We start from the raw sequence: 19,771 nt of genomic DNA on the forward strand, positions 1-19,771 counted from the left end.
TCAGCCAGCCCTGAGCCAGGAATAGACGTCAATGGCTTCATCGATGTCGTCGAAACATTTTACCTTCCCCGATTCGATGATCAGGGCGCGGTCGCAATGCTGGGCTATGAGGTGCATGTCGTGCGAAGCCATCAGATACGCTCGTCCCGAACGGTGCTGGAAAAGCTCTTCCTCGCATTTACTTTGAAAACGCGCGTCACCCACGGCGACGAGTTCATCGATCAGGTAGCAGTCAAACTCGATCGCGAGCGAAAGGCCGAAAGCCAACCGCGCACGCATGCCCGAGGAATAGTGCTTTACGGGCCGTTTGAGCGCATGGCCAAGTTCAGCGAACTCGTCAACGCGCAGTAAGATGTCATGATAGTTTCGATTGTAGAGCCTGGATAGGAAACGGATATTGTCCAATCCGGACAGGCTGCCTTGGAAACCCCCGCCGAACCCGATGGGCCAGGAGGAGGTCATACGCCAATCGATGCCGCCTGCGCTCGGCCTCAGGATGCCGCCAAGCATCTTAATGAGTGTCGACTTGCCCTGCCCGTTGCGACCCAGAATGGCGAGGCGCCCGTTGCGGGCGACGTCAAAGGACAGCCCCGTAAATAGGGGCTTTGAGGCGGAAGCGTAGGTTTTGCTTAGCTCCCTGACGCGGAGCCCAATGCCGTCGTCCATCAGAACTGCTTATGTTCTCGGATGCCTGCGTAAACCAGCCAACCGAGACTATAGATCAGCAGTGTCGAAAGCAGCACGCTGAAAATGCCAAACCAGCGCCGCGGCAAGATGGGTCTGTCCGCGACATTCGGATTAACAATTCGTTCGAGGTAAAGGTTTTGACGGCGCGCATCATCTCGAGCTGAGATCAAGGCGGCTGTAGCCTGCCCTAGCCGTTTGTCGGCTATCTCCTGCTCCAGGAGAAGCTGCCGATAGTCGCCAACCGATGAGGCCAGCGAACCGGCAGCGCCAGCCATCCTTGCCCGTTCGGCGCTCAGCTGACGTTCGAGCGCAGTGATGCGGCCATTCAAACCGGCAAGCTGAGGGCTTTGCGGCGCTTCGGACTGGAGCTGATCGCGCTCGGCCTTGAGGCGTGCGACAGCGCCTAGCAACTCAGACGTCACTGCCGAACTTTCCCGAGCCGACAGTTCGGGATCCACGTAGCCCCGTGAATTGCGGAAAGCGGTCATACGCTGTTGCACCTGGTCAAGACCCACCCGCGCTTCCTCTTCGGCGCGCTCGGCGTACTGGACCGTGTCCTTGGCGGCCCGTTCATTTAAACGGTTGACCAGCCCTTCTCCTCCCGACAGGAGAGCGCTGGCTACGGCCTGCGCATCGCGTCCGCTGAAAGCCTTGACCCGCAGGGTGCTGATGCCTGTGCTGCTTTCATAGCCCACCGTAACAAAGCGCTGGAAGCCTTTGTAAAGACCCTCCGCACTCTCATCTTCCCCGACGCGGGGATAGCGCATGAGGAAATCGGCGTTAGGGCTCCCGATTTTCGAACGCACATCGACGGATCTCTGGACATAGTCCAGGCCGTCGCGCGAAGTCATATACTCGTGGACCGCAAATGAATCGTTTGCCGCACTTTGAATCCCGACTCCCTGGAGAGCCATGCCAATACCCGACGGTTGCTTTTGGGTTGGACTACGCACCACAAATCGCGCCTCTGAGACATAGATAGGCGACGCGATGACAAGGTAGTAGACCATCGCCACCGCCGTAGGCAGGACGACGATGAGCAGAAAGCCTAGGGGCAGTCGCCGCCACCAGGCTTCGGCAACAGGCTTGGCGGCGCCGTCGGTCTGGAGCGCACTCACATATTTGAGCTGAGACTCAGTCATTTTAGCATGAACCGATAAGTGTTGATCGACGCGTCGGGGCCACTACTCGACCTCAATACGATCTAGAGAGGCATAGATCATTAATAGACCGATGACATTCATTATAGCTCCAACCAGGAGAGCGTAGCCAAAGTCGTAATGCGTCTCAACGAACTCGCCAAAAATGGCGGCCCTAATGGATTCCGTTCCGTGAACGAAAGGGATGTACATCATCACCTTTTGGGCCGTTGGGGGCAGCCAAGACACCATAAAAAATGCGCCCGATACAGGCATGAGGAGATAGCTGACCAGGCCAACGACGCGTTCGACCATCTCAAAACGCATGACGAGGCCGGTCATAATGAGTCCCAGACCAGTGGCGCAGAAGGCGACCAAGCCCCAACCCGCATAAAGCAGTAGATAGTTCTCCGGCGGCTGAACCTGCTGGAGCAGCCCTAGAACCACGTACAAAATAGCAAAAGATAAAGTACCACCGGCTATTTCCAGCAAGATACGAGTGAGCAGGATATGCGCTGGCGTCACAAACCGATGATACAGAAGGCCGACATTTGATTGAACGGCCGGTGTGAGCAGCCCAATGAGGTGCCGCATCAATAGAAGGCACATATAGCCCGTCATTATAAAGGGCGCGAGACGCAGGCCGTGGTCGCTGGAAAAGGTCGGCTTGACCAAGCTCCACAGCAAGATGACGCCCCCGCAAAATAACAAGGGCTCGCCGACCAACCAAAGAAAGCCGATCCCCTCGCGTCCAAAGCGGGTCGTCATCTCGCGCATGAGAAGTGCGCCGATGACTCGACTGTGCTGCCGAAGCTCCGCGACAATCATTGACCTGCCCCAAACGCGAGAAGTGAAAATCTCCTCGCGACCCGTTCATGGCTTCGGCGTTGGAGAATACCCGCACCTATGACGCATAACCTGTCGCGAGAAAACGGCCTTATCGCGACCTGGCCTCCATCGCGCCAGTCCCTATAGGTTCAGGAGGGCCGGATCCCCGCCCTGGGCGGCGATGTTGACGCTGATGGCCTTCTCCGCGGCGTAACGGATCAGGCTGTTGGGGCCGCCGGCCTTGGGGCCGGTGCCGCTGAGGCCCTCGCCGCCGAAGGGCTGCACGCCGACGACGGCGCCGATGATCGAGCGGTTCACATAGACGTTGCCCGCCGGCACCAGACGCACGACCTCGTCGGCGAAGGCCTCGATGCGGCTGTGGACGCCCAGCGTCAGGCCGTAGCCGCGGGCGGCCAGTTTGGCTGCGACTGACTTCAGATCCTTCGAGTCATAGCGATAGACGTGCAGGATCGGGCCGAAGACCTCGCGCTCGAGGAAGTCGGGAGTCGGGATTTCGGCGATGGTCGGGGCGAACAGGTCGCCCTTGTCCGAGCCGGGCGCCAGTTCGGCGCGGGCGACGATCTTGGCGTCTTTCGACAGGCGTTCGACGTGGGCTTCCAGGTTGGCGCGGCTCTCGGCGTCGATGACAGGACCGATGTCGGTCTTGGGATCGGTCGGGTCCCCGATCACCTGGGTCGCCAGCGCGCCCTTGAGGCCATCGATCAGGGCGTCGGCGGCTTCCCTGGGCGCGTAGAGGATGCGCAAGGCCGAGCAACGCTGACCGGCCGAACCAAAGGCCGACAGGATGACGTCGTCGATGACCTGTTCCTTCAGCGCCGTGGTGTCCACGAACATGGCGTTCAGGCCGCCGGTCTCGGCGATGAAGGGAATGATAGCGCCGGGACGGGCGGCCAGGCCGCGATTGATAGCCGAGGCCGTGTCGGTGCCGCCAGTGAAGGCCACGCCGTCGATGCCTGAGTGGGCCGTCAGGGCAGCGCCGACGATCTCGCCGCGACCGGGGACCAAGGCCAGAAGCTCGGGGTTCAAACCGGCCTTGTAGAAGAGGCGGACGGCCTCGGCGGCGATCAGCGGGGTCTGCTCCGCGGGCTTGGCCACCACGGCGTTGCCGGCGGCCAGGGCGGCGGCGATCTGGCCGGTAAAGATGGCCAGAGGGAAGTTCCACGGGCTGATGGCGGCGAAGACGCCGCGGCCATGCAGGATCAGATGGTTGGTCTCGCCGGTGGGACCCTTCAGCGTCTGGGCTCCGCCGAAGTCGCGCTCGGCCAGAAGGGCGTAGTAGCGGCAGAAGTCGGCGGCTTCGCGAACCTCGGCCACGCCGTCGTTCAGCGTTTTGCCCGCTTCACGCGACAGCAGGGCGACCAGACGATCCATGTCGGCCTCCAGCGCGTCGGCCATGGCGCGCAGGATGGGCGCGCGGCCCGAACCGCCGATGCGGTCCCAGGCGACCTGGGCGTTAGCGGCGGCGTTAACGGCGGCGTCGACGTCCTCGACCGAAGCTTCCGAGACATGACCCAAAACCTGCGAGCGGTCGAAGGGATTGGTCACGTCCTGCGGGTTGACGCCGGCCTTCAGCTTGCCGCCGATGATCGGGCCGGACGTCAGCTTCTCGCTGTCGACGCGCTCCAGAGCCTTGGCGTGGCGCTCACGGTCGGCGGCCTGAGAGTAATCGCGGCCGAGGGAGTTCTGGCGATCGCCGTAGATGTTCATGGGAACCGGAATCCTGGGGTGGCGGTCGGGCTGGGCCTCGACGGCGGTGATGGGGTCGGCGGCGACGGCGGTCGCCGGAACGCGCTCGTCCAGCAGGGCGTGAACGAAGGAGGAGTTGGCGCCGTTTTCCAGCAGGCGGCGCACCAGATAGGGCAGCAGTTCTTCATGCCCGCCGACGGGGGCGTAGGCGCGAACGATGACCTGCTCGTCGACCCAGGCTTCTTGTGCGGCGTCATACAGTGCCTCGCCCATGCCATGCAGGCGCTGGTGCTCGATGGTCACGTTGCGGTCGCGGGCCATGCGACGCACGGCGGCCAGGGTGTGGGCGTTGTGGGTGGCGAACTGGGCGTAGATGTATGGCGAGGCCTCGATCAGGGCCTTGGCGCAGACCAGATAGTTGAGGTCGGTCGCCGGCTTGGTGGTGAAGACCGGATAATCGGTGCGGCCGTTGACCTGGGCCAGCTTGATCTCGGTGTCCCAATAGGCGCCCTTGACCAGACGCACCATCAGGCGACGCCCCGAGGACCTGGCCAGCTGGGCCAGCTTTTGAACCGTTTCAGCCGTGCGCTTCTGATAGGCTTGGACGGCCAGGCCCAGCCCCTTCCAGTCGCCCAGCTCCGGCTCGCGCGCCAGCCGCTCCAGCAGCTTCAGCGACAGTGCCAGGCGATCAGCCTCTTCGGCGTCAATGGTGTAGTTGATGTCGTATTTGGCGGCGATCAGGGCCAGGCGCAGGATGCGGGGATACAGTTCCTCCCAGACGCGGTCTTCCTGCACCGCCTGATAGCGGGGCGACAGGGCCGACAGCTTGACCGAGACGCCGTGGCCGGACTCGGGTCCCTGGCCCTTGGCGGTCTTGCCCACGGCCTCGATGGCGTCGGCGTAGATCTTCTCATACCGCTCGGCGTCGGCGACGGTGCGGGCGCCCTCCCCCAGCATGTCGAAGCTGCACAGCCAGCCTTCGCGATCCGAGCGCTTCAGCGCCGTCTCGATGGTGCGGCCGACGACGAACTGCTCGCCCATGATCTTGACGGCGGTGGCGACGGCTTGACGGATGACCGGCTCGCCCAGACGTCCGGCGATCCGCTTGAGGAAACCTGACAGGTCGGTCTTGGCTTCGTCGTCGGCGTCGACCAGCTTGCCGGTCAGCATCAGGCCCCAGGTCGAGGCGTTGACGAACAGGCTGTCGGACTGGCCCAGGTGCGAGGCCCAGTCAGCCGAGCCGATCTTCTCGGCGATCAGGCGGTCGCGGGTGTCCGCGTCGGGCGTCCGCAGCAGAGCCTCGGCCAGGCACATCAGGGCCAGACCCTCGCGCGTACCAAGCGAAAACTCCTGCAGGAAGCTCTCGACCACGCCCTGTTTTTTCTGGCTGGCGCGGGCCTGATCGACCAGGGCCACGGCGTCGCGGAAGACGTCAGCGCGCTCAGCCGCTGTCAAGCCGGGATTGGCCAGCAGGTCTGCCACCACGGCGCGTTCGTCGCGGAACTTGTTCCGGTCCAGATCGTCCCAGTGCTTGAGGTCGGTCGGCGTCATCATCTCACCCCTGGGATCAAACCCTTCGATTCACGGCGTATATGGCGGACTTGGCCGAATGTGCATTGTATGATGACGGACAGAACCAGAGATCCTTCGGCAATCAGGCTCATTCGCCATGCAAATTCTTGACGATACCGACCGCCGTTTGCTCCGCGTTCTGCAGATTGACGGCCGCATCTCCAACGCGGAACTCGCCCGAAGGTGCAATCTGTCGCCCGCCGCCTGCTTCGAGCGGATCAAGCGGCTGAAGGACCGTAAGGTCATCACCGGCTACGCAGCCTTGATCGACCCGGCGTCGGCCGACCGGGCTCTGCTGATCTTCATCGAGGTTCAACTGGACCGGACCACGGGCGACGTCTTCGACGCCTTCGCCGAAGCCGTGCGTCATCAGGCCGAGGTGCTGGAATGCCACATGGTCGCCGGCGGGTTCGACTATCTGATCAAGGCGCGGGTCGCCGACATGGACGCCTATCGCGTCTTCCTGGGAGACATCCTGGTGCGGATGCCCGGGGTGCGCGAGACGCGAACCTATGCCGTTCTAGAAGAGGTGAAGTCGACGACGGTGCTGCCGCTTTAAACCCGTCTCGCCTTCGTCATGCGAAGCGGCTAGAACTTCCGGCTCAGCGAAACGGCCCGGGCCCACTCGACTTCATGCGCATTGTTCTGGTCACCGACGCCTGGGAGCCCCAGGTCAACGGCGTCGTCCGCACCCTGACCCGTACCGTGGCTGAGTGCCGCGCCATGGGTCATGAGGTCGAGGTCATCGAACCCAGCCAGTTCAAGACCATCCCCTGCCCCACCTATCCCGAGATCCGGCTAGCCCTGGGCGCTGAGGAAGAGATTCGCGAACGGCTGCGCGCCTTCGAGCCCGAGGCCGTCCACATCGCCACCGAAGGGCCGCTGGGCATCGCCACTCGCCGCATCTGCGTGGAGTGGAAGCTGCCGTTCACGACCAGCTATCATACCAAGTTCCCCGAGTACGTCTCGGCCCGGTTCCCGATCCCGGTTCAGGTAGGCTACGCCTACATGAAGTGGTTCCACAAGCCGTCGGGCCGACTGATGGTGGCGACGCCGACCCTCCGCGACGAATTGGTCGAGCACGGCTTCCGCAACGTCTCGCCGTGGACGCGCGGCGTGGACACCGACCTGTTCCGCCCCGACCTGGAGCCCATCTACAAGGAGATGGGCGGCGAATCATGGCCTCGCCCCTTCTTCCTCAACGTCGGCCGCGTGGCGGTAGAGAAGAACATCGAGGCCTTCCTTGAGCTGGACCTGCCCGGCACCAAGATCGTGGTGGGCGACGGCCCGGCCCGCGCTGAGCTGGAAGTGAAATACCCGGACGCCAAGTTCCTGGGCGCCCGCTTCGGAGAGGACCTGGCGCGCTGCTTCGCCGACGCCGACGTCTTTGTGTTCCCTAGCTGGACCGACACCTTCGGCCTGGTGATCCTGGAAGCCATGGGCGCCGGCACGCCGGTGGCCGCCTATCCGGCGCACGGCCCGATCGACATCATCCCCGGCTCGAACGCCGGCGCGATCGACGACGACCTGAAGACCGCCTGCCTGAAGGCCCTCGAACTGGATCGCAAGGACGTGCGCGCCTACGCCGAGAAGTTCAGCTGGCGCGCCTCAGCGGAGCAGTTCGTTGAGAACCTGCAACCCTATCCCGATCCCGAACGCGGTCGCTTCTGGCGTCGCCTTCGCCGCATCGCCCGCCTGAGACGCAGGGCTGCGGCCTAACGGCATCGAAGCACTTACTTCGGCGCCCGGAACCGTCAGGGGCTGACCAACACCACCCACTCGACGCCAGATCGTTACTAAGCTGCATCAGCATCTTCACTATGTCGCCAGCTGAGACAGGTCGCTCAAAGCAAATCCTCTTTCACGAAGGATAGCGGCTTGGCTGTTGAGTAGAAGCTTTGGCGCCCCACCCGCAGTCGTCCCAGCTGACAACACTTGGCATCCGACAATTGACGCGCCCCGACCATGCGACGCAATCACAGGCGCACCGGGCGTCTTGCGTTTAAGGATCAGCTCGATTCGTCCGTTTACCTAAAGGACTGCGCCAAGCTCTCAGCCCGCCCGCCTCGCCCAACCTAGATCGACGCCGGGAAGAGGGCGCCTTCCAAAACGGTTAGGGTGCGTGTCGCCGGGGAGGCAGCCTAACAGCAAGATCCAGGCAGCCAAGGTTCCGCTCATAAGGAGATACGCCTCTCCCATATGTCCCTCGTTCGCAAAAAGTAGGCCCGCTAGACCGATTGCGAGTTGGAGGCCGTAAACGGGCGTGATCCACCAACCAGACCATCCCAGGTCATGCATTCGCAGAATACACGGCACCGCAAGGACTACGCTCAAATGGCTAACGCTTCGCTCCGCAAAAAAGGCGACTGCGATGAACGCCATCAACACAGCTACAAAGGACCAAAAGGTCGCGCGATTTACACGGTATTCCAACAAGCGCACGTTTGATCCTTCGTAAAGAAACGAGGCAGGGTATTGGCGCAATACGACCTGAATCAAGGACCGATCCATAGCCTTCTAAAGTAGCATTTGTACTGGAATAAGCGCCAAGAACGATATTCGCGCTTACCAGGCCCTTCCATGGGAAACGCCCCGGACGATGATCGTCCGGGGCGTTTGTTTTTTAGCCGGCTGACGCTCTTAGTTCGGGCGGGCCATCGAGGTCATCGCCGCGGCCTTGGCGCGTTCGGCGGTCAGTTGATCGACGGGCAGCGGCACCAGGCCGCGATCCTGCAGATAGCCGCCGCGGGCGGCGGAGCCTTCCGACATGAACTCCTGGACGAACTGTTCCAGACCCGGCGTCACGCCCACGTGGGCCTTCTTGACGTAGATGTAGAGGCTGCGGGCCAGGGGGTAGCTGCCGTCGGCGATGGTGTCCGCCGAGGGGGCGACGCCGTCGATGGTCTCAGCCTTCACCGTGTCCATGTTCTGCTCCAGGAAGGAGAAGCCGAACACGCCCAGCGAACCCGGGGTGCGGGTCAGGGTCTGGACGATGGCGTTGTCGTTTTCGCCTGAGTCGACCCAGGCGCCGTCTTCACGCAGGGTGTGGGTCAGGGTCTCGAACTTGGTCTTGTCGTCCTTGAAGGCGGCCACCGCCGGTATCAGCAGACCGCCGGGCGCCATGCCCAGCTCGAGGAAGGCGTCGCGGGTGCCCGAGGTGGGCGGCGGGCCATAGACCTGGATGCGCTGGTTCGGCAGGCCCTTGTTGACCTGGTTCCAGGTCGTGGCCGGGTTGGCGACGAAGGTTCCGTTCGGGCCAGGGACCTCCTTGGCCAGACCTTCATAGAGGTCGTTCAGCTCGAAGTTGAAGCTGTTGCCGGTGCGGGCCGTGGCGATGACGATGCCGTCGAAGCCGATCTTGATCTCGACGATGTCGGTGACGCCGTTGGCGACGCAGCGGTCGAACTCGCCCTGCTTCATCGGGCGCGAGGCGTTGGCGATGTCGGGGGTCGAGGGGCCGACGCCGGCGCAGAAGGCCTGGATGCCGCCGCCGGTGCCCAGGGATTCAACGCGCGGGGCGGATCCCCCGGAAGTACGGGCGAAGTTCTCGGCCACGCGGGTGGCGAAGGGGAAGACGGTCGAGGACCCGGCGGCCCAGATGCCCGCGCGGGCCTTCTGGCTGCCAGGGGCGCCGCCCTCGTTGTCGCCGCAAGCCGCCAAGGCGAGCAGGGCGGATGCGGCGGCGGTGAGTTTCAGGGAACGGATCATGGCCGGACCTCTCCAAGTCGTCAGTATGCGACGCTTTAGAGCAGCAGAGTGTGACGGTCCGGCCAGACCTTTGTGACAGTCAGGGCAAACCTTGCCCTGACGCCGTTTCGATTACAGCAGGCGCTTGCGCATGATCTGCGACAGGCTGTCGATCAGGGTCACCGCGACGACCACGATAATGACGATGGCCGAGACCGCGCGGAAGTCGAAGGCGTTCATGCTGTCGAACAGCACCTGACCAATGCCGCCGGCGCCGATCAGACCCAGGACGGTGGCCGAACGGCTGTTGGACTCGAAGCGATAGAGGGCGAACGAGGTCCACAGCGGCGCCACCTGCGGGATCACGCCCCAGACGATCTCGTGCAGCTTGGACGCGCCGGTGGCGCGCACGCCCTCGACGGGACCCTTGTCGATCGACTCGACGGCTTCCGAGAACAGCTTGGCCAGGACGCCGGCCGTATTCAGGGTGATGGCGAGCACGCCGGCCAGAGGGCCCAGACCTACAGCGGTGACGAACAGCAGGCCGATGACCAGATCTGGCACCGAGCGCAGGAGGTTCATGACCCAGCGCACCGGCGTCACGACCCATTGGGGGGCCATGTTGCGGGCGGCGGCCAGACCCAGCGGGATGCCGAACAGCACGGCCAGGAATGTGCCCCAGAGGGCGATCTGGACCGTCTCCCACATCTTGCCGACGAACATCTTCCATTCGGAGAAGTCCGGGCGCAGCAGGTCGTGGACGAACAGGCTGGTGCTCTCGTTCCCCGAGAACAGGCGCGAGATATTGCCCAGATCGACGGCGTCGATGCTGTAGAGCAGGACGGCGATGACGCCGCCCCAGACGAGGATGTCCATCGCCCAGGAGACGGCGGACTTTTGCGGCGCCGCCGGGATGCCGCCCGCCGCCGTAGAGGGCGTCGTCAGGGGAGCGGCGGTCAAGGCTGGACCTCACGCAGGCTGCGCAGACGCTGAAGCTCAGCGTTCGCGGCGGCGGCGGCGGCCTTGTCGCCCTTGGCTTCGGCGTCGCCGCGCTTCTGATCGGCGATCATTTCGCGGATCGGGTTCAGATAGCTGTCGTCGGCGGCGGCGAAACGCGAATATTCCAGCCCGGCCAGAACCTTGCGCTGACGCTCGGCTTCCGGGCCTTCGCCCTGGCCATAGGTCAGGAAGAAGCTGCGGATCTTTTCCTTCAGCGCCGGGTCAAGGTCCTCACGCACCACGATGCCGCTTTCGGGGATCGGAGGCGAGACCCAGATCTCTTCGATCTGGTCGGCCAGCTGCGGGTTCTCGCGGCGGATGAAGATGGTGTTGACGCTGTTCGAGGTCGCAACGTCGATCACGCCGGTGGCCACGCCGAAGGCGTTGGCCTGATGATTGGCAGAGCGGACCGTCTTGAAGCACTGCGACGGCACGACGCCGCGCGCGTTGAAGAGGAAGGTCATGGGCGCCAGGGTGCCCGAGGTCGACTGGGCGTCGCCGATGCCGAAATTGTACTGCTTGCCGCAGGCCAGGACCTTGTCCAGCGTAATGCCTGAGCCCTTTTTGACGATCAGGGTCGACTGGTAGCTGTCCAAGCCTTCACGGTTGACCGTGCGGGCGATGACCTCGGCCTTGGCGCGATCGATGGCCTCGACCTCGGGCTTGGCAGAGAACCAGCCCACCTGGGTGTGGTTGCCGCGCATGGCCTCGACGAGCACGGTGTAGTTGGAGCCGAAGTAGGGCTTCACCGTCACGCCGATCGACTTGGACATATCGTCCAGCAGCGGCTGCCACAGCGGGCCCGACGAGGCCTGGCCCTCAGCCGACAGGATGGAGAAGGTGATTTCGGTCGGCGCGGCGCCGGGCGCCTTGTCTTCGCCCTTGCCACAGGCGGCGAGGCCAAGACTCAGGCTTACGGCGGCGACGCCCAGCAGGCGGCGGGTGATGGCGGTGCGGGTCATGCCTTGGCTTCCCAGAACGCGTCCTCGTACTCAGGACCGTAGATTTCAATCAGGCGCTTGGAGTCCAGACCGGTCGAGGGGCCGTCATAGACCACCTTGCCCTTTTGCAGGGCGATGACGCGGTTGCAGTAGCGGATAGCATAGTCGACCTGGTGCAGGGTGACGATCACGCCCATGCCGTCGCGCTTGTTCAGCTCGACCAGCAGTTCCATGACCTTGCGGGCCGAGACAGGGTCCAGCGAGGCCACCGGCTCGTCGGCCAGGATGGCTTGCGCGCCCTGGACAATGGCGCGGGCGATGGCGCCGCGCTGCTGCTGACCGCCCGACAGGGTGTTGGCGCGCTGGGCGGCGTAATCCGACACGCCGACCCGGTGCAGGGCCGCCATGGCCCGTTCCTTGTCGGCCCTGGGCCAGACGCCGAACACGCCGCGCCAGCCGGGCAGACGCCCGAGAGCGCCCAGCATGACATTGGAGAAGAGCGACAGACGCCCCACCAGATTGAACTGCTGGAAGATCATGCCCAGCTTGCCGCGCGCCTTGCGCACAGCCCCGGTGATGCGGCCGTTCTGTTGAACGGTTTCGCCGAACACCTGGATCGTCCCAATGCCGGGGTCGATCGGGTGCAGTCCGGTGATGGAGCGCAGGAGCGTGGACTTGCCCGATCCGGACGGACCGATCAGAGCGACCATCTCGCCGGCGGCCACTTCGACGGACACGCCGTCGAGCGCCTTTCGGGCTCCGTAGGTCTTCGACACATCCCGTACGGACGCGACGGCGGCGGTTGAAGGATTCATGAACCCGTGGGTGGCGGTTACAACAGGGGGCGCCGCATGACGCGCCACGCGCGTTTCGACAAGTCTTAATGGCATGCCTGCGTCGTTTTCGTCCAGTGCGGGCGCGGTGCGGCGACGCTTTCCGCCCTTTCCCCTGTGGATCAGGTCACGAAATTACCGCTTTACATGACAGTCCGACATCCTTACATCGCGCGTTCCGGCGGACCCCGTGGTCTAACCGTTAAGCGCTGCTAACGCCGGTCTGGGTTAACAATTAGCAGGGGGCTACGTGAATTGCGCACGTACCAATTTCCCCTGGACCTGGTCCGCGAGCGGTCCCCTGAACGTCCCGTCGCACTCGTGCGGCCGCGTTCAGTTTCCGTAGCGGCGCGCTGGTTCCAGGACAATCTAAAAGCCGACGTCTTCTATGCTGTGAAGGCCAACCCTTCACGCTGGGTCATCGAGACCCTGGTGGAACAGGGCGTCAACGCCTTCGACGTCGCGTCTCTGGCCGAGATCGAGCTGGTTCGCTCGGTCAGCCCGAACGCGCGTCTGGCCTTCATGCACCCGGTCAAGAGCCGGGGCGCGATCCGTGCGGCCTACGCCGATCACGGCGTGCGCACCTTCGTGCTCGACAGCCAGGACGAATTGCAGAAGATCCTCGACGTCACTGATAACGCCGACGATCTGAACCTGATCGTGCGCATGTCCGTCTCGGCGGACGGCGCGGCCTATTCCCTGTCGGGCAAGTTCGGCGTCTCGCCGGATCAGGCCCCCGCCCTGCTGCTGGCCGTTCGCCAGGCGGTGCAGGACGGTCTGATGGGCGTCAGCTTCCACGTCGGTTCGCAGTGCATGCGTCCGTCGGCCTATGAAGCCGCCATGAACCAGGTCGGTCGCGCCATCAAGAAGGCGGGCGTCTTCGTCGACATCGTCGACGTCGGCGGCGGCTTCCCTTCGGTCTATCCGGGCATGGTCCCGCCGGACCTGAGCGAATACGCCGACGCCATCCATCGCGGCTTCAACGAGATGCCGGTGTCGGAAACGACCGAGCTGTGGTGCGAACCCGGCCGGGCGTTGGTCGCCGAAAGCTCGTCGGTGCTGTGCCGCGTGGACCTGCGCAAGGGCGACGCCCTCTATCTGAACGACGGGTCCTACGGCTCGCTGTTCGACGCCACCCATTCGCGCTGGCCCTTCCCGACCAAGCTGGTCCGGGATGCCGACGCCTCGTCGGAGTTGAAGCCCTTCCGCTTCTATGGTCCGACCTGCGACAGCATCGACCATATGCCGGGCCCGTTCTGGCTGCCGGCCGATGTGCAGGAAGGCGACTTCATCGAGATCGGCATGCTCGGCGCCTATGGCGTGGCCATGACGACCGGCTTCAACGGCTATGGCGAGCACGAAGTCGCCGTGGTCGAGGACGCCCCTATGGGCTCGATGTACGGCCTGGCGCCGCGCTCGATCCCGACGGTCCGTACCTCTGCCGAAGAAGCCGCGCGCAAGATCGTCCGCCTGTCGCGCCCCAAGGGCAAGGCCGGCGTGCGCAAGCGCAAGCGCTGATCGACTGACCCAATACCGTCTTCGGACGTTGGGATGATCTGCAGCGGCCCGTCGCTCCGTCCGGGCCGCTGCTTTTTCTTGACGACGGGCGCTCATATCTTAGGGAAACCGCCGAAATGAACGCTCCCGTTCAGTCGAACCAGAAGGCTGCGCTGCTGCAGAACACTGTCGAGCACGTCGACATGACCAGCTTCGACGCGCGCCCCATCATCGACAGCATGCGCAAGATGTCCTTCAGCTCGCGCGACACCGCCCGCGCCGCCGACATCTTTTCCATGGCCATTGAGGACAAGGACTGCTCGCCCTGGCTGATCCTGGCCGGTTCGACCTCGGCCGGCGGCTGCATGCATGTGTATCGCGACATGGTGAAGTTCGGCATGGTCGACGCCGTGGTCGCCACCGGCGCCTCGATCGTCGACATGGATTTCTTCGAGGCCCTGGGCTTCAAGCACTACCAAGCGGCCGGCGAGGTGGACGACAACGTCCTGCGCGAAAATTACATCGACCGCATCTACGACACCTATATCGACGAGGAAGAGCTTCAGGCCTGCGACCACACCATCCTGGAGATCGCCAACCGTCTGGAGCCGCGCGGCTATTCCAGCCGTGAGTTCATCTGGGAGATGGGCAAGTGGCTGTCCGAGGGTAATGCGAAGAAGCCCGGTTCGCTGATCCAGACCGCCTATGAAGAAGGCGTGCCGATCTTCTGCCCGGCCTTTGTCGACAGCTCGGCCGGTTTCGGCTTGGTCAAGCACCAGAAGGAACGCGCGGCGGCGGGCAAACCCTATCTGATGCTGGACGCCATCGCCGACTTCCGCGAACTGACCGACATCAAGATCGCCGCCGGCGTCACAGGCCTGTTCATGGTCGGGGGCGGCGTGCCCAAGAACTTCGCTCAGGACACCGTCGTCTGCGCCGAGATCCTGGGCGTGGAGGCCGAGATGCACCGCTATGCGGTCCAGATCACCGTCGCAGACGTGCGCGACGGCGCCTGCTCGTCCTCGACGCTGAAAGAGGCCGCCTCCTGGGGCAAGGTCCAGACCACCCACGAGCAGATGGTCTTCGCCGAAGCCACGACCGTCGTGCCGCTGATCGGCTCGGACGCTTATCACCGGGGTGCCTGGAAAAACCGCGAGAAGCGGCGCTGGAACAAGCTGTTCGGGAAGTAAGAAGCCCCGATCAAGGGTCATGGGCCGGCGGATCACTCCGCCGGCCTTTTTCTTTGGGGAACCATCGCCCCGCTGCTTCGCGTTATTCCTGCAACAAGGAGACGACGATGGCTGACCCCAGGACCGAGAACGAAGAAGCTCGAGAAGCCGCCGACATGGGCGAGAAATCCGATCGCGGCCACCTCGCCGACGCCTTGAAGAAGGCGCTGGAGGGGACCGACGGAGGATCCGACACCCGCGCCGGGTCGTTGCGCGGCGGCTCGGCCTCCGGTTCGGACATTGATCCGGATCAGGACGTCATCAACGAGGCCCTGGCGTCCGAAGGCATGCGTTTCGCCGATCGCGGCTCCAAACCGGCGGGCGGTCCCGCCGAGGCGCGCAAGTCGACCGGCCAGCCCGGCGACGATGTGGACGCCCCCACCGGTTGAACCGCCTTGCTGCCGCCGCACGGATGGGCCACGGTGTTCATCAAGTTGAACAGTCTCAAGGACGTAGGCGGGATGAAGCGTAGCGTGGCAGCCGTCGCCGTGGCCCTCACGGTCGGCCTTATCGGATGCGACGAGCGTAGCGAGGCTGCGCCCGAGACCGCCCTGCCCCCGCCCGCCGACGCCCCAGCCGAAACGGTCGCCGTCGCCGCCCCGATGGCTGAGGCTGCAGCCCCGCCTGCTGACGCCGCGGCCATCGACGGCGCCCCCGCCTTCGCCGCCCTCTATCCCGGCGCCCAGGCTGATGGCCCAGCCACCGTCGCTAACGGCCCGGCCGGCCCCGGCGGCCTGATCACCTTCACCACCGACGCCGCGCCTGACGCCGTCGTGGCCTTCTATCGCCAGCGGGCCGAGGCCGCCGGCCTGGCCCCCGTCATGGCCATGAACCAGGGCGAGGCCCGCGCCTATGGCGCCGCCGCGCGCAAGGCAGACGGCGCCACGTTACAAGTCGTGGCTTCGCCTGGCGAAGACGGACTGACCTCGGTCCAGTTGACCTGGAGCGCCGGGGTCTGATGAAGCGCCGGGGGGCCTTCATTGTCGCCGCCGCCACAGCCGCCCTGCTCTCGGCCTGTGCAGGCACCCCCGCCGCCCTGCGCCCCCAAGCGGTTCAAGCCGCCGTCCCGGAAACCAAGGGCTATCTGACCGGGCCGCTGATCCAGGCCCTGGCCGACGCCGTGCCGCCGCCGCCCGCGCCCGGCTCCCCGCCCGATCTGGCCGACAAGGCGCGCTCCGCCCAGTTCAAGACGCTGGAGGACAGCGACCGATGGCTGCTGGCCACCGCCCACGCTGAACTGCGCCCGCCCCTGGCGCTGCAGCATTTCGACTGCGCCCTGGGCGTGCGCCTGGGCGCGGCGGTCACGCCCAATCTCAACCGCCTGATGCAGCGCCTGTTCGACGATTCCGACGCCGCCGCCGAACGGGTCAAGGCGCGCGGCTTCCGCGCCCGCCCGGTCGGCGACGATCCCGAGCGTCGTCCCTGCCAGCGCGTCAGCGAGGCGGGTCGCAAGAGCGCCTCCTATCCTTCCGGTAGTTCGACCGTGGCCGCCGTCTATGGCGAGGCCTTCGCCGCTCTGGAGCAGCAGCACGCGGCCGAGGCCCGCCGCACCGCCCAAGAGATGGGCCTCAGCCGACTGGTGTGCGGGATGCACTATCCCAGCGACGTCGCCGTCGGCGAGGTTCTGGGCAAGGCGGTGTTCGAGGCCGCCGCCGCCAGGCCGGGCTTCGACGCCGACCTGGCCGCCGCGCGCGCTGAACTGGCCGCCGTGCGCGCCACCGGCCTGGCCAGCCCTGCTTGCGCCGCCGAGCGTCTGGCCCTGGCGGCGCCCCTGCCCTGATGGCGACCTGGCTGGCGACTCTGTGGCTGAGCGCTGCCCCTGAGGCGTGGTCCCTGCCCGCCGCCCGTCCCTGCACGGCGAGCCAAATAGGCGAATTGACCGCCGACGCGACGACGCCCTACCGCCTGACCTGCCGCGCCGTGCTGAGCGCCGGACAGGCTATCACCCGTCCCCTCCTGATCGAAGGCGCCGAGGCCTCGGGCGCCGGGCTGGACTGTCGGGCCGGCGTCGTCGGACGCCCCGGCGTCGCCACCACCACCCGCCAGCCGACGGTCGCCATCTGGTCGCGCCGCGTCTCGGCGTCGCACTGGAGCCGGCCCACCGACATCCGCATCGAGAACTGCACGATCCACGGCGCGGTGCGCGTCTGGGGCATGGGGGCGGACGGCGGCTATGACGACCTGCGCGCCTCGTCGCGCACCGTCGACCACACGGCGACGACGCAAGGCGCGGCGCCCTCGCATATCGAACTGCACCGCGTGACCATCGTGGGGACGGGCTCCATCCCCCTCTACGTCGGGCCGGGCGTGACGCGCCTCAGCCTGACGAACTCAACGCTGACAGGCCGTAGCGACGCCACCGCCCTCTATCTGGACGCCGAGAGCGCCGACAACCGGATCGAGAACAGCACCATCGCCGCGGCGACCCGCCGCGAGGCCGTCGCCGTCGACGGCTCGGCCCGCAACCGCATCACCGGCAACCGCTTCACGCTCGGCGGACGCGGCGGCGTCTTCCTCTATCGCAACTGCGGCGAGCGCGGCGTGATCCGGCACCAGACGCCGTCGGACAATCAGATCACGGATAATATCTTTTCGGACGCCGCGCGGCTGCGCCCCAGGCTGGTCGTGGTCGGCGCACGCGAAGGCAGCCGGTCATATTGCAGCGCGGATCGCGGCTATCCTTTCGGCAGCAGCGCCCACGACGGCGACGGCGCCACGAACAATGTCGTGGCGCGCAATATCCGTCGCTGACTAGACCGGGCGGCCGGTCGCCAACGCCCCGTACAGCTCCGGACGACGGTCGCGGAAGAAGCCCCAGGCGGCGCGGTACTGATCCAGGAAGTCGAGGTCGAAGGTGTGGACCAGCACGCCCTCCTCGCGCGTCAGGGTTTCGACCAGATCACCGCGATGGTCGGCGATGAAGGAATGGCCGTAGAAGCTCTGGCCGGCCTCGGTCAGGGTCTCGTGGCCGATGCGATTGGCGGCCACGACCGGCACGACGTTGGACACGGCATGGCCCTGCATCGCCCGCTGCCACGGCAGGGCGGTGTCCAGTTCGGCGTCGTGGGGTTCCGAGCCGATGGCGGTCGGGTACATGAGGATGTCAGCCCCCTGCAACGCCATGGCGCGCGCGCTCTCGGGATACCACTGGTCCCAGCAGATGCCGACGCCGATGCGGCCAAAGCGGGTGCTCCAGACCTTGAAGCCGGTGTCGCCGGGACGGAAGTAGTACTTCTCCTGATAGCCGGGGCCGTCGGGGATATGGCTCTTGCGATAGACGCCCAGGGCCTCGCCGTCGGCGTCCAGCATGACCATGGAGTTGAAGTAGTGCGGGCCTTCCTTCTCGAAGATCGAGACGGGGATGACGACGCCCAGTTCCTTGGCCACCGGCTGCAGCTGGACCACGGCCGGATGCTCGCGCCACGGGTAGGCGGTGGCGAACCAGTGCTCCTCCTGCGTCACGCAGAAGTAGGGGCCTTGGAACAGCTCGGACGGCAGGATGACCTGCGCGCCCCTGGCCGCCGCCTGACGGATCAGGCCGATGGTCTTGTCGATATTCGCCTGCATGTCCTCGCCGTACGAGGTCTGCAGGGCGGCGACCGTGATGGTGCGGGCCATTATGCGGGCTCCTGTTGCGAGATGCAGTGGAAGGATCCGCCGCCGGTCAGGACGGCGTTCGACGGCGACAGGACGATCTCGCGGTCGGGGAAGACCGTGGCCAGGGCCTCGCCCGCCAGGCGCGCAGCGACATCATCGCCATAGGTCGGCACCACGATGGCGCCATTAGCGATCAGGAAGTTCATGTGGCTGGCCGGAACCGGACGTTCGTCGGCGTCCAGCACCAGACCGGGCGACGGGACGCGCAGGACCTTGAGCTTGCGCCCCATGGCGTCGGTCGTTTCCGACAGCAGACGGGCGGTCTCGTCATAGACCTCGGCGTTAGGGTCCTTGCGGCCAAAGGCGATGGGACAGGCCACCACGCCCGGCGCAACAAAGCGGGCCAGGTTGTCGACGTGCCCATCGGTGTGGTCGTTCAGCAGGCCGTCGCCCAGCCAGACCACCACCTTGGCGCCGACCGAGGCGGCCAGCGCAGCCTCGGCAGCCTCCGCGGTCCAGTTCTTGTTGCGGTTCTTGTTCAGCAGGCACTGGCGCGTGGTCAGGACCGTGCCCTCGCCGTCGTGATCCAGGGCGCCGCCTTCGAGGATGAAGTCATGGCGGGTCGTCGGCACGCCCGAGAAGGCCGCGATCTGGTCGGCGACCTCGTCGTCGTGCGGATAGTCGTACTTGCCGCCCCAGCCGTTGACGCTGAAGGTCTGGGCCGTCTTCGAGCCCGCATTGAAGATCGGGCCGGTGTCGCGCAGCCAGATGTCGCCGAAGCGGGCGGCCACGACCTCGACGCCGTCGACGCCCTCGAAACGCGCGCGGGCGCCGGGCAGGGCCTCGTCATTGCCGACCATCAGCTTGACCTGTTCGCGCCCCGGACCCGCCAGGGCGCGGACCAGAGCCTCGACCTCGTCCTGGGCCTGCGCGAAGTCCTCGCCCCACAGCTCGGCGTGGCTGGGCCAGCCGACCCACATGGCGCGGTGCGGCGTCCATTCGGCGGGGATAGGTTGGGTCATGGGCGAAGTCGATCCGATGGGAGGAAGGTCAGC

Annotated in this window: 19 protein-coding genes; 8 read left to right on the plus strand and 11 right to left on the minus strand. The window is 65.4% G+C overall.

Translation table 11 applies throughout. The features are described from left to right. The 4 genes from HNP51_RS11235 to putA form a co-directional block, all read right to left on the minus strand. Window positions 1–666, minus strand: a complete 666-nt coding sequence (locus HNP51_RS11235; RefSeq protein WP_184269446.1) for an ABC transporter ATP-binding protein — start codon at window positions 664–666, stop codon at window positions 1–3. Beyond that, window positions 666–1,829, minus strand: coding sequence for a chain-length determining protein (locus tag HNP51_RS11240; RefSeq protein ID WP_221415836.1), 1,164 nt, complete (start codon window positions 1,827–1,829; stop codon window positions 666–668). Before HNP51_RS11240 ends, HNP51_RS11235 begins: the two co-directional genes overlap by 1 nt. Window positions 1,830–1,871: 42 nt before the next feature. Next, window positions 1,872–2,654 carry an ABC transporter permease gene (locus HNP51_RS11245; RefSeq protein ID WP_260398418.1) on the minus strand — a complete coding sequence of 261 codons (783 nt, stop codon included), beginning with the start codon at window positions 2,652–2,654 and terminating at the stop codon, window positions 1,872–1,874. Window positions 2,655–2,795: 141 nt separating this feature from the next. Beyond that, window positions 2,796–5,912, minus strand: a complete 3,117-nt coding sequence (gene putA, locus HNP51_RS11250) for a bifunctional proline dehydrogenase/L-glutamate gamma-semialdehyde dehydrogenase PutA (RefSeq protein ID WP_184270516.1) — start codon at window positions 5,910–5,912, stop codon at window positions 2,796–2,798. Window positions 5,913–6,030: 118 nt separating this feature from the next. Here putA and HNP51_RS11255 point away from each other — a divergent pair, with 118 nt between their 5' ends. Further along, window positions 6,031–6,492, plus strand: a complete 462-nt coding sequence (locus HNP51_RS11255) for an Lrp/AsnC ligand binding domain-containing protein (RefSeq protein ID WP_184269442.1) — start codon at window positions 6,031–6,033, stop codon at window positions 6,490–6,492. Window positions 6,493–6,566: 74 nt separating this feature from the next. Next, window positions 6,567–7,652, plus strand: coding sequence for a glycosyltransferase family 1 protein (locus HNP51_RS11260; protein ID WP_184269440.1), 1,086 nt, complete (start codon window positions 6,567–6,569; stop codon window positions 7,650–7,652). A gap of 333 nt (window positions 7,653–7,985) precedes the next feature. Here HNP51_RS11260 and HNP51_RS19010 read toward each other — a convergent pair whose 3' ends face one another. From HNP51_RS19010 to phnC, 5 genes are all read right to left on the minus strand, one after another. Next, on the minus strand, window positions 7,986–8,444 hold the full coding sequence (locus HNP51_RS19010; protein WP_409360113.1) for a DUF805 domain-containing protein: 459 nt from the start codon (window positions 8,442–8,444) through the stop codon (window positions 7,986–7,988). Between the two features lie 129 nt (window positions 8,445–8,573). Then, window positions 8,574–9,641 (minus strand): substrate-binding domain-containing protein, encoded by a 1,068-nt coding sequence (locus HNP51_RS11270; protein ID WP_184269436.1) that lies wholly within the window; start codon window positions 9,639–9,641, stop codon window positions 8,574–8,576. Window positions 9,642–9,752: 111 nt separating this feature from the next. Next, window positions 9,753–10,496 (minus strand): phosphonate ABC transporter, permease protein PhnE, encoded by a 744-nt coding sequence (gene phnE, locus HNP51_RS11275; RefSeq protein WP_221415871.1) that lies wholly within the window; start codon window positions 10,494–10,496, stop codon window positions 9,753–9,755. An 80-nt stretch (window positions 10,497–10,576) separates the two neighbouring features. Beyond that, window positions 10,577–11,581: a phosphate/phosphite/phosphonate ABC transporter substrate-binding protein gene (phnD, locus tag HNP51_RS11280; RefSeq protein WP_184269434.1), complete on the minus strand. Its 1,005-nt coding sequence runs from the start codon at window positions 11,579–11,581 to the stop codon at window positions 10,577–10,579. Continuing rightward, window positions 11,578–12,375 carry a phosphonate ABC transporter ATP-binding protein gene (phnC, locus tag HNP51_RS11285; RefSeq protein WP_184270510.1) on the minus strand — a complete coding sequence of 266 codons (798 nt, stop codon included), beginning with the start codon at window positions 12,373–12,375 and terminating at the stop codon, window positions 11,578–11,580. Before phnC ends, phnD begins: the two co-directional genes overlap by 4 nt. Before the next feature lie 273 nt (window positions 12,376–12,648). Between phnC and HNP51_RS11290 the strand changes: the two genes are divergently transcribed. From HNP51_RS11290 to HNP51_RS11315, 6 genes are all read left to right on the plus strand, one after another. Next, window positions 12,649–13,911: a type III PLP-dependent enzyme gene (locus HNP51_RS11290; protein ID WP_184269432.1), complete on the plus strand. Its 1,263-nt coding sequence runs from the start codon at window positions 12,649–12,651 to the stop codon at window positions 13,909–13,911. Window positions 13,912–14,027: 116 nt separating this feature from the next. Next, window positions 14,028–15,080: a 1,9-bis(guanidino)-5-aza-nonane synthase gene (locus HNP51_RS11295; RefSeq protein ID WP_184269430.1), complete on the plus strand. Its 1,053-nt coding sequence runs from the start codon at window positions 14,028–14,030 to the stop codon at window positions 15,078–15,080. A 107-nt stretch (window positions 15,081–15,187) separates the two neighbouring features. Next, complete coding sequence (locus HNP51_RS11300; RefSeq protein WP_184269428.1) at window positions 15,188–15,508, plus strand: ribonuclease; 321 nt, start codon at window positions 15,188–15,190, stop codon at window positions 15,506–15,508. A 72-nt stretch (window positions 15,509–15,580) separates the two neighbouring features. Continuing rightward, window positions 15,581–16,078, plus strand: coding sequence for a hypothetical protein (locus HNP51_RS11305; RefSeq protein WP_184269426.1), 498 nt, complete (start codon window positions 15,581–15,583; stop codon window positions 16,076–16,078). Next, entirely contained in the window at window positions 16,078–16,899 is an 822-nt protein-coding gene (locus HNP51_RS11310; protein WP_184269424.1) for a phosphatase PAP2 family protein, read from the plus strand. The genes HNP51_RS11305 and HNP51_RS11310 overlap by 1 nt, the downstream gene beginning before the upstream one ends. After that, entirely contained in the window at window positions 16,899–17,870 is a 972-nt protein-coding gene (locus HNP51_RS11315; RefSeq protein WP_184269421.1) for a right-handed parallel beta-helix repeat-containing protein, read from the plus strand. The genes HNP51_RS11310 and HNP51_RS11315 overlap by 1 nt, the downstream gene beginning before the upstream one ends. Here HNP51_RS11315 and aguB read toward each other — a convergent pair whose 3' ends face one another. Then, window positions 17,871–18,737 (minus strand): N-carbamoylputrescine amidase, encoded by an 867-nt coding sequence (gene aguB / locus HNP51_RS11320; RefSeq protein WP_184269419.1) that lies wholly within the window; start codon window positions 18,735–18,737, stop codon window positions 17,871–17,873. After that, window positions 18,737–19,738 (minus strand): agmatine deiminase family protein, encoded by a 1,002-nt coding sequence (locus tag HNP51_RS11325; RefSeq protein ID WP_184269417.1) that lies wholly within the window; start codon window positions 19,736–19,738, stop codon window positions 18,737–18,739. The genes aguB and HNP51_RS11325 overlap by 1 nt, the downstream gene beginning before the upstream one ends. Window positions 19,739–19,771 lie beyond the last annotated feature (33 nt).

The organism is Brevundimonas bullata (assembly GCF_014207965.1).
Taxonomy (GTDB): domain Bacteria; phylum Pseudomonadota; class Alphaproteobacteria; order Caulobacterales; family Caulobacteraceae; genus Brevundimonas; species Brevundimonas bullata_A.

Bases quoted from the DNA above. Each gene is read 5' to 3' on its own strand.
- HNP51_RS11235 (WP_184269446.1), bottom strand. From the start codon at position 666: ATGGACGACGGCATTGGGCTCCGCGTCAGGGAGCTAAGCAAAACCTAC.
- HNP51_RS11240 (WP_221415836.1), bottom strand. From the start codon at position 1,829: ATGACTGAGTCTCAGCTCAAATATGTGAGTGCGCTCCAGACCGACGGC.
- HNP51_RS11245 (WP_260398418.1), bottom strand. From the start codon at position 2,654: ATGATTGTCGCGGAGCTTCGGCAGCACAGTCGAGTCATCGGCGCACTT.
- putA (WP_184270516.1), bottom strand. From the start codon at position 5,912: ATGACGCCGACCGACCTCAAGCACTGGGACGATCTGGACCGGAACAAG.
- HNP51_RS11255 (WP_184269442.1), top strand. From the start codon at position 6,031: ATGCAAATTCTTGACGATACCGACCGCCGTTTGCTCCGCGTTCTGCAG.
- HNP51_RS11260 (WP_184269440.1), top strand. From the start codon at position 6,567: ATGCGCATTGTTCTGGTCACCGACGCCTGGGAGCCCCAGGTCAACGGC.
- HNP51_RS19010 (WP_409360113.1), bottom strand. From the start codon at position 8,444: ATGGATCGGTCCTTGATTCAGGTCGTATTGCGCCAATACCCTGCCTCG.
- HNP51_RS11270 (WP_184269436.1), bottom strand. From the start codon at position 9,641: ATGATCCGTTCCCTGAAACTCACCGCCGCCGCATCCGCCCTGCTCGCC.
- phnE (WP_221415871.1), bottom strand. From the start codon at position 10,496: ATGGACATCCTCGTCTGGGGCGGCGTCATCGCCGTCCTGCTCTACAGC.
- phnD (WP_184269434.1), bottom strand. From the start codon at position 11,581: ATGACCCGCACCGCCATCACCCGCCGCCTGCTGGGCGTCGCCGCCGTA.
- phnC (WP_184270510.1), bottom strand. From the start codon at position 12,375: ATGAATCCTTCAACCGCCGCCGTCGCGTCCGTACGGGATGTGTCGAAG.
- HNP51_RS11295 (WP_184269430.1), top strand. From the start codon at position 14,028: ATGAACGCTCCCGTTCAGTCGAACCAGAAGGCTGCGCTGCTGCAGAAC.
- HNP51_RS11300 (WP_184269428.1), top strand. From the start codon at position 15,188: ATGGCTGACCCCAGGACCGAGAACGAAGAAGCTCGAGAAGCCGCCGAC.
- HNP51_RS11305 (WP_184269426.1), top strand. From the start codon at position 15,581: ATGAAGCGTAGCGTGGCAGCCGTCGCCGTGGCCCTCACGGTCGGCCTT.
- HNP51_RS11310 (WP_184269424.1), top strand. From the start codon at position 16,078: ATGAAGCGCCGGGGGGCCTTCATTGTCGCCGCCGCCACAGCCGCCCTG.
- HNP51_RS11315 (WP_184269421.1), top strand. From the start codon at position 16,899: ATGGCGACCTGGCTGGCGACTCTGTGGCTGAGCGCTGCCCCTGAGGCG.
- aguB (WP_184269419.1), bottom strand. From the start codon at position 18,737: ATGGCCCGCACCATCACGGTCGCCGCCCTGCAGACCTCGTACGGCGAG.
- HNP51_RS11325 (WP_184269417.1), bottom strand. From the start codon at position 19,738: ATGACCCAACCTATCCCCGCCGAATGGACGCCGCACCGCGCCATGTGG.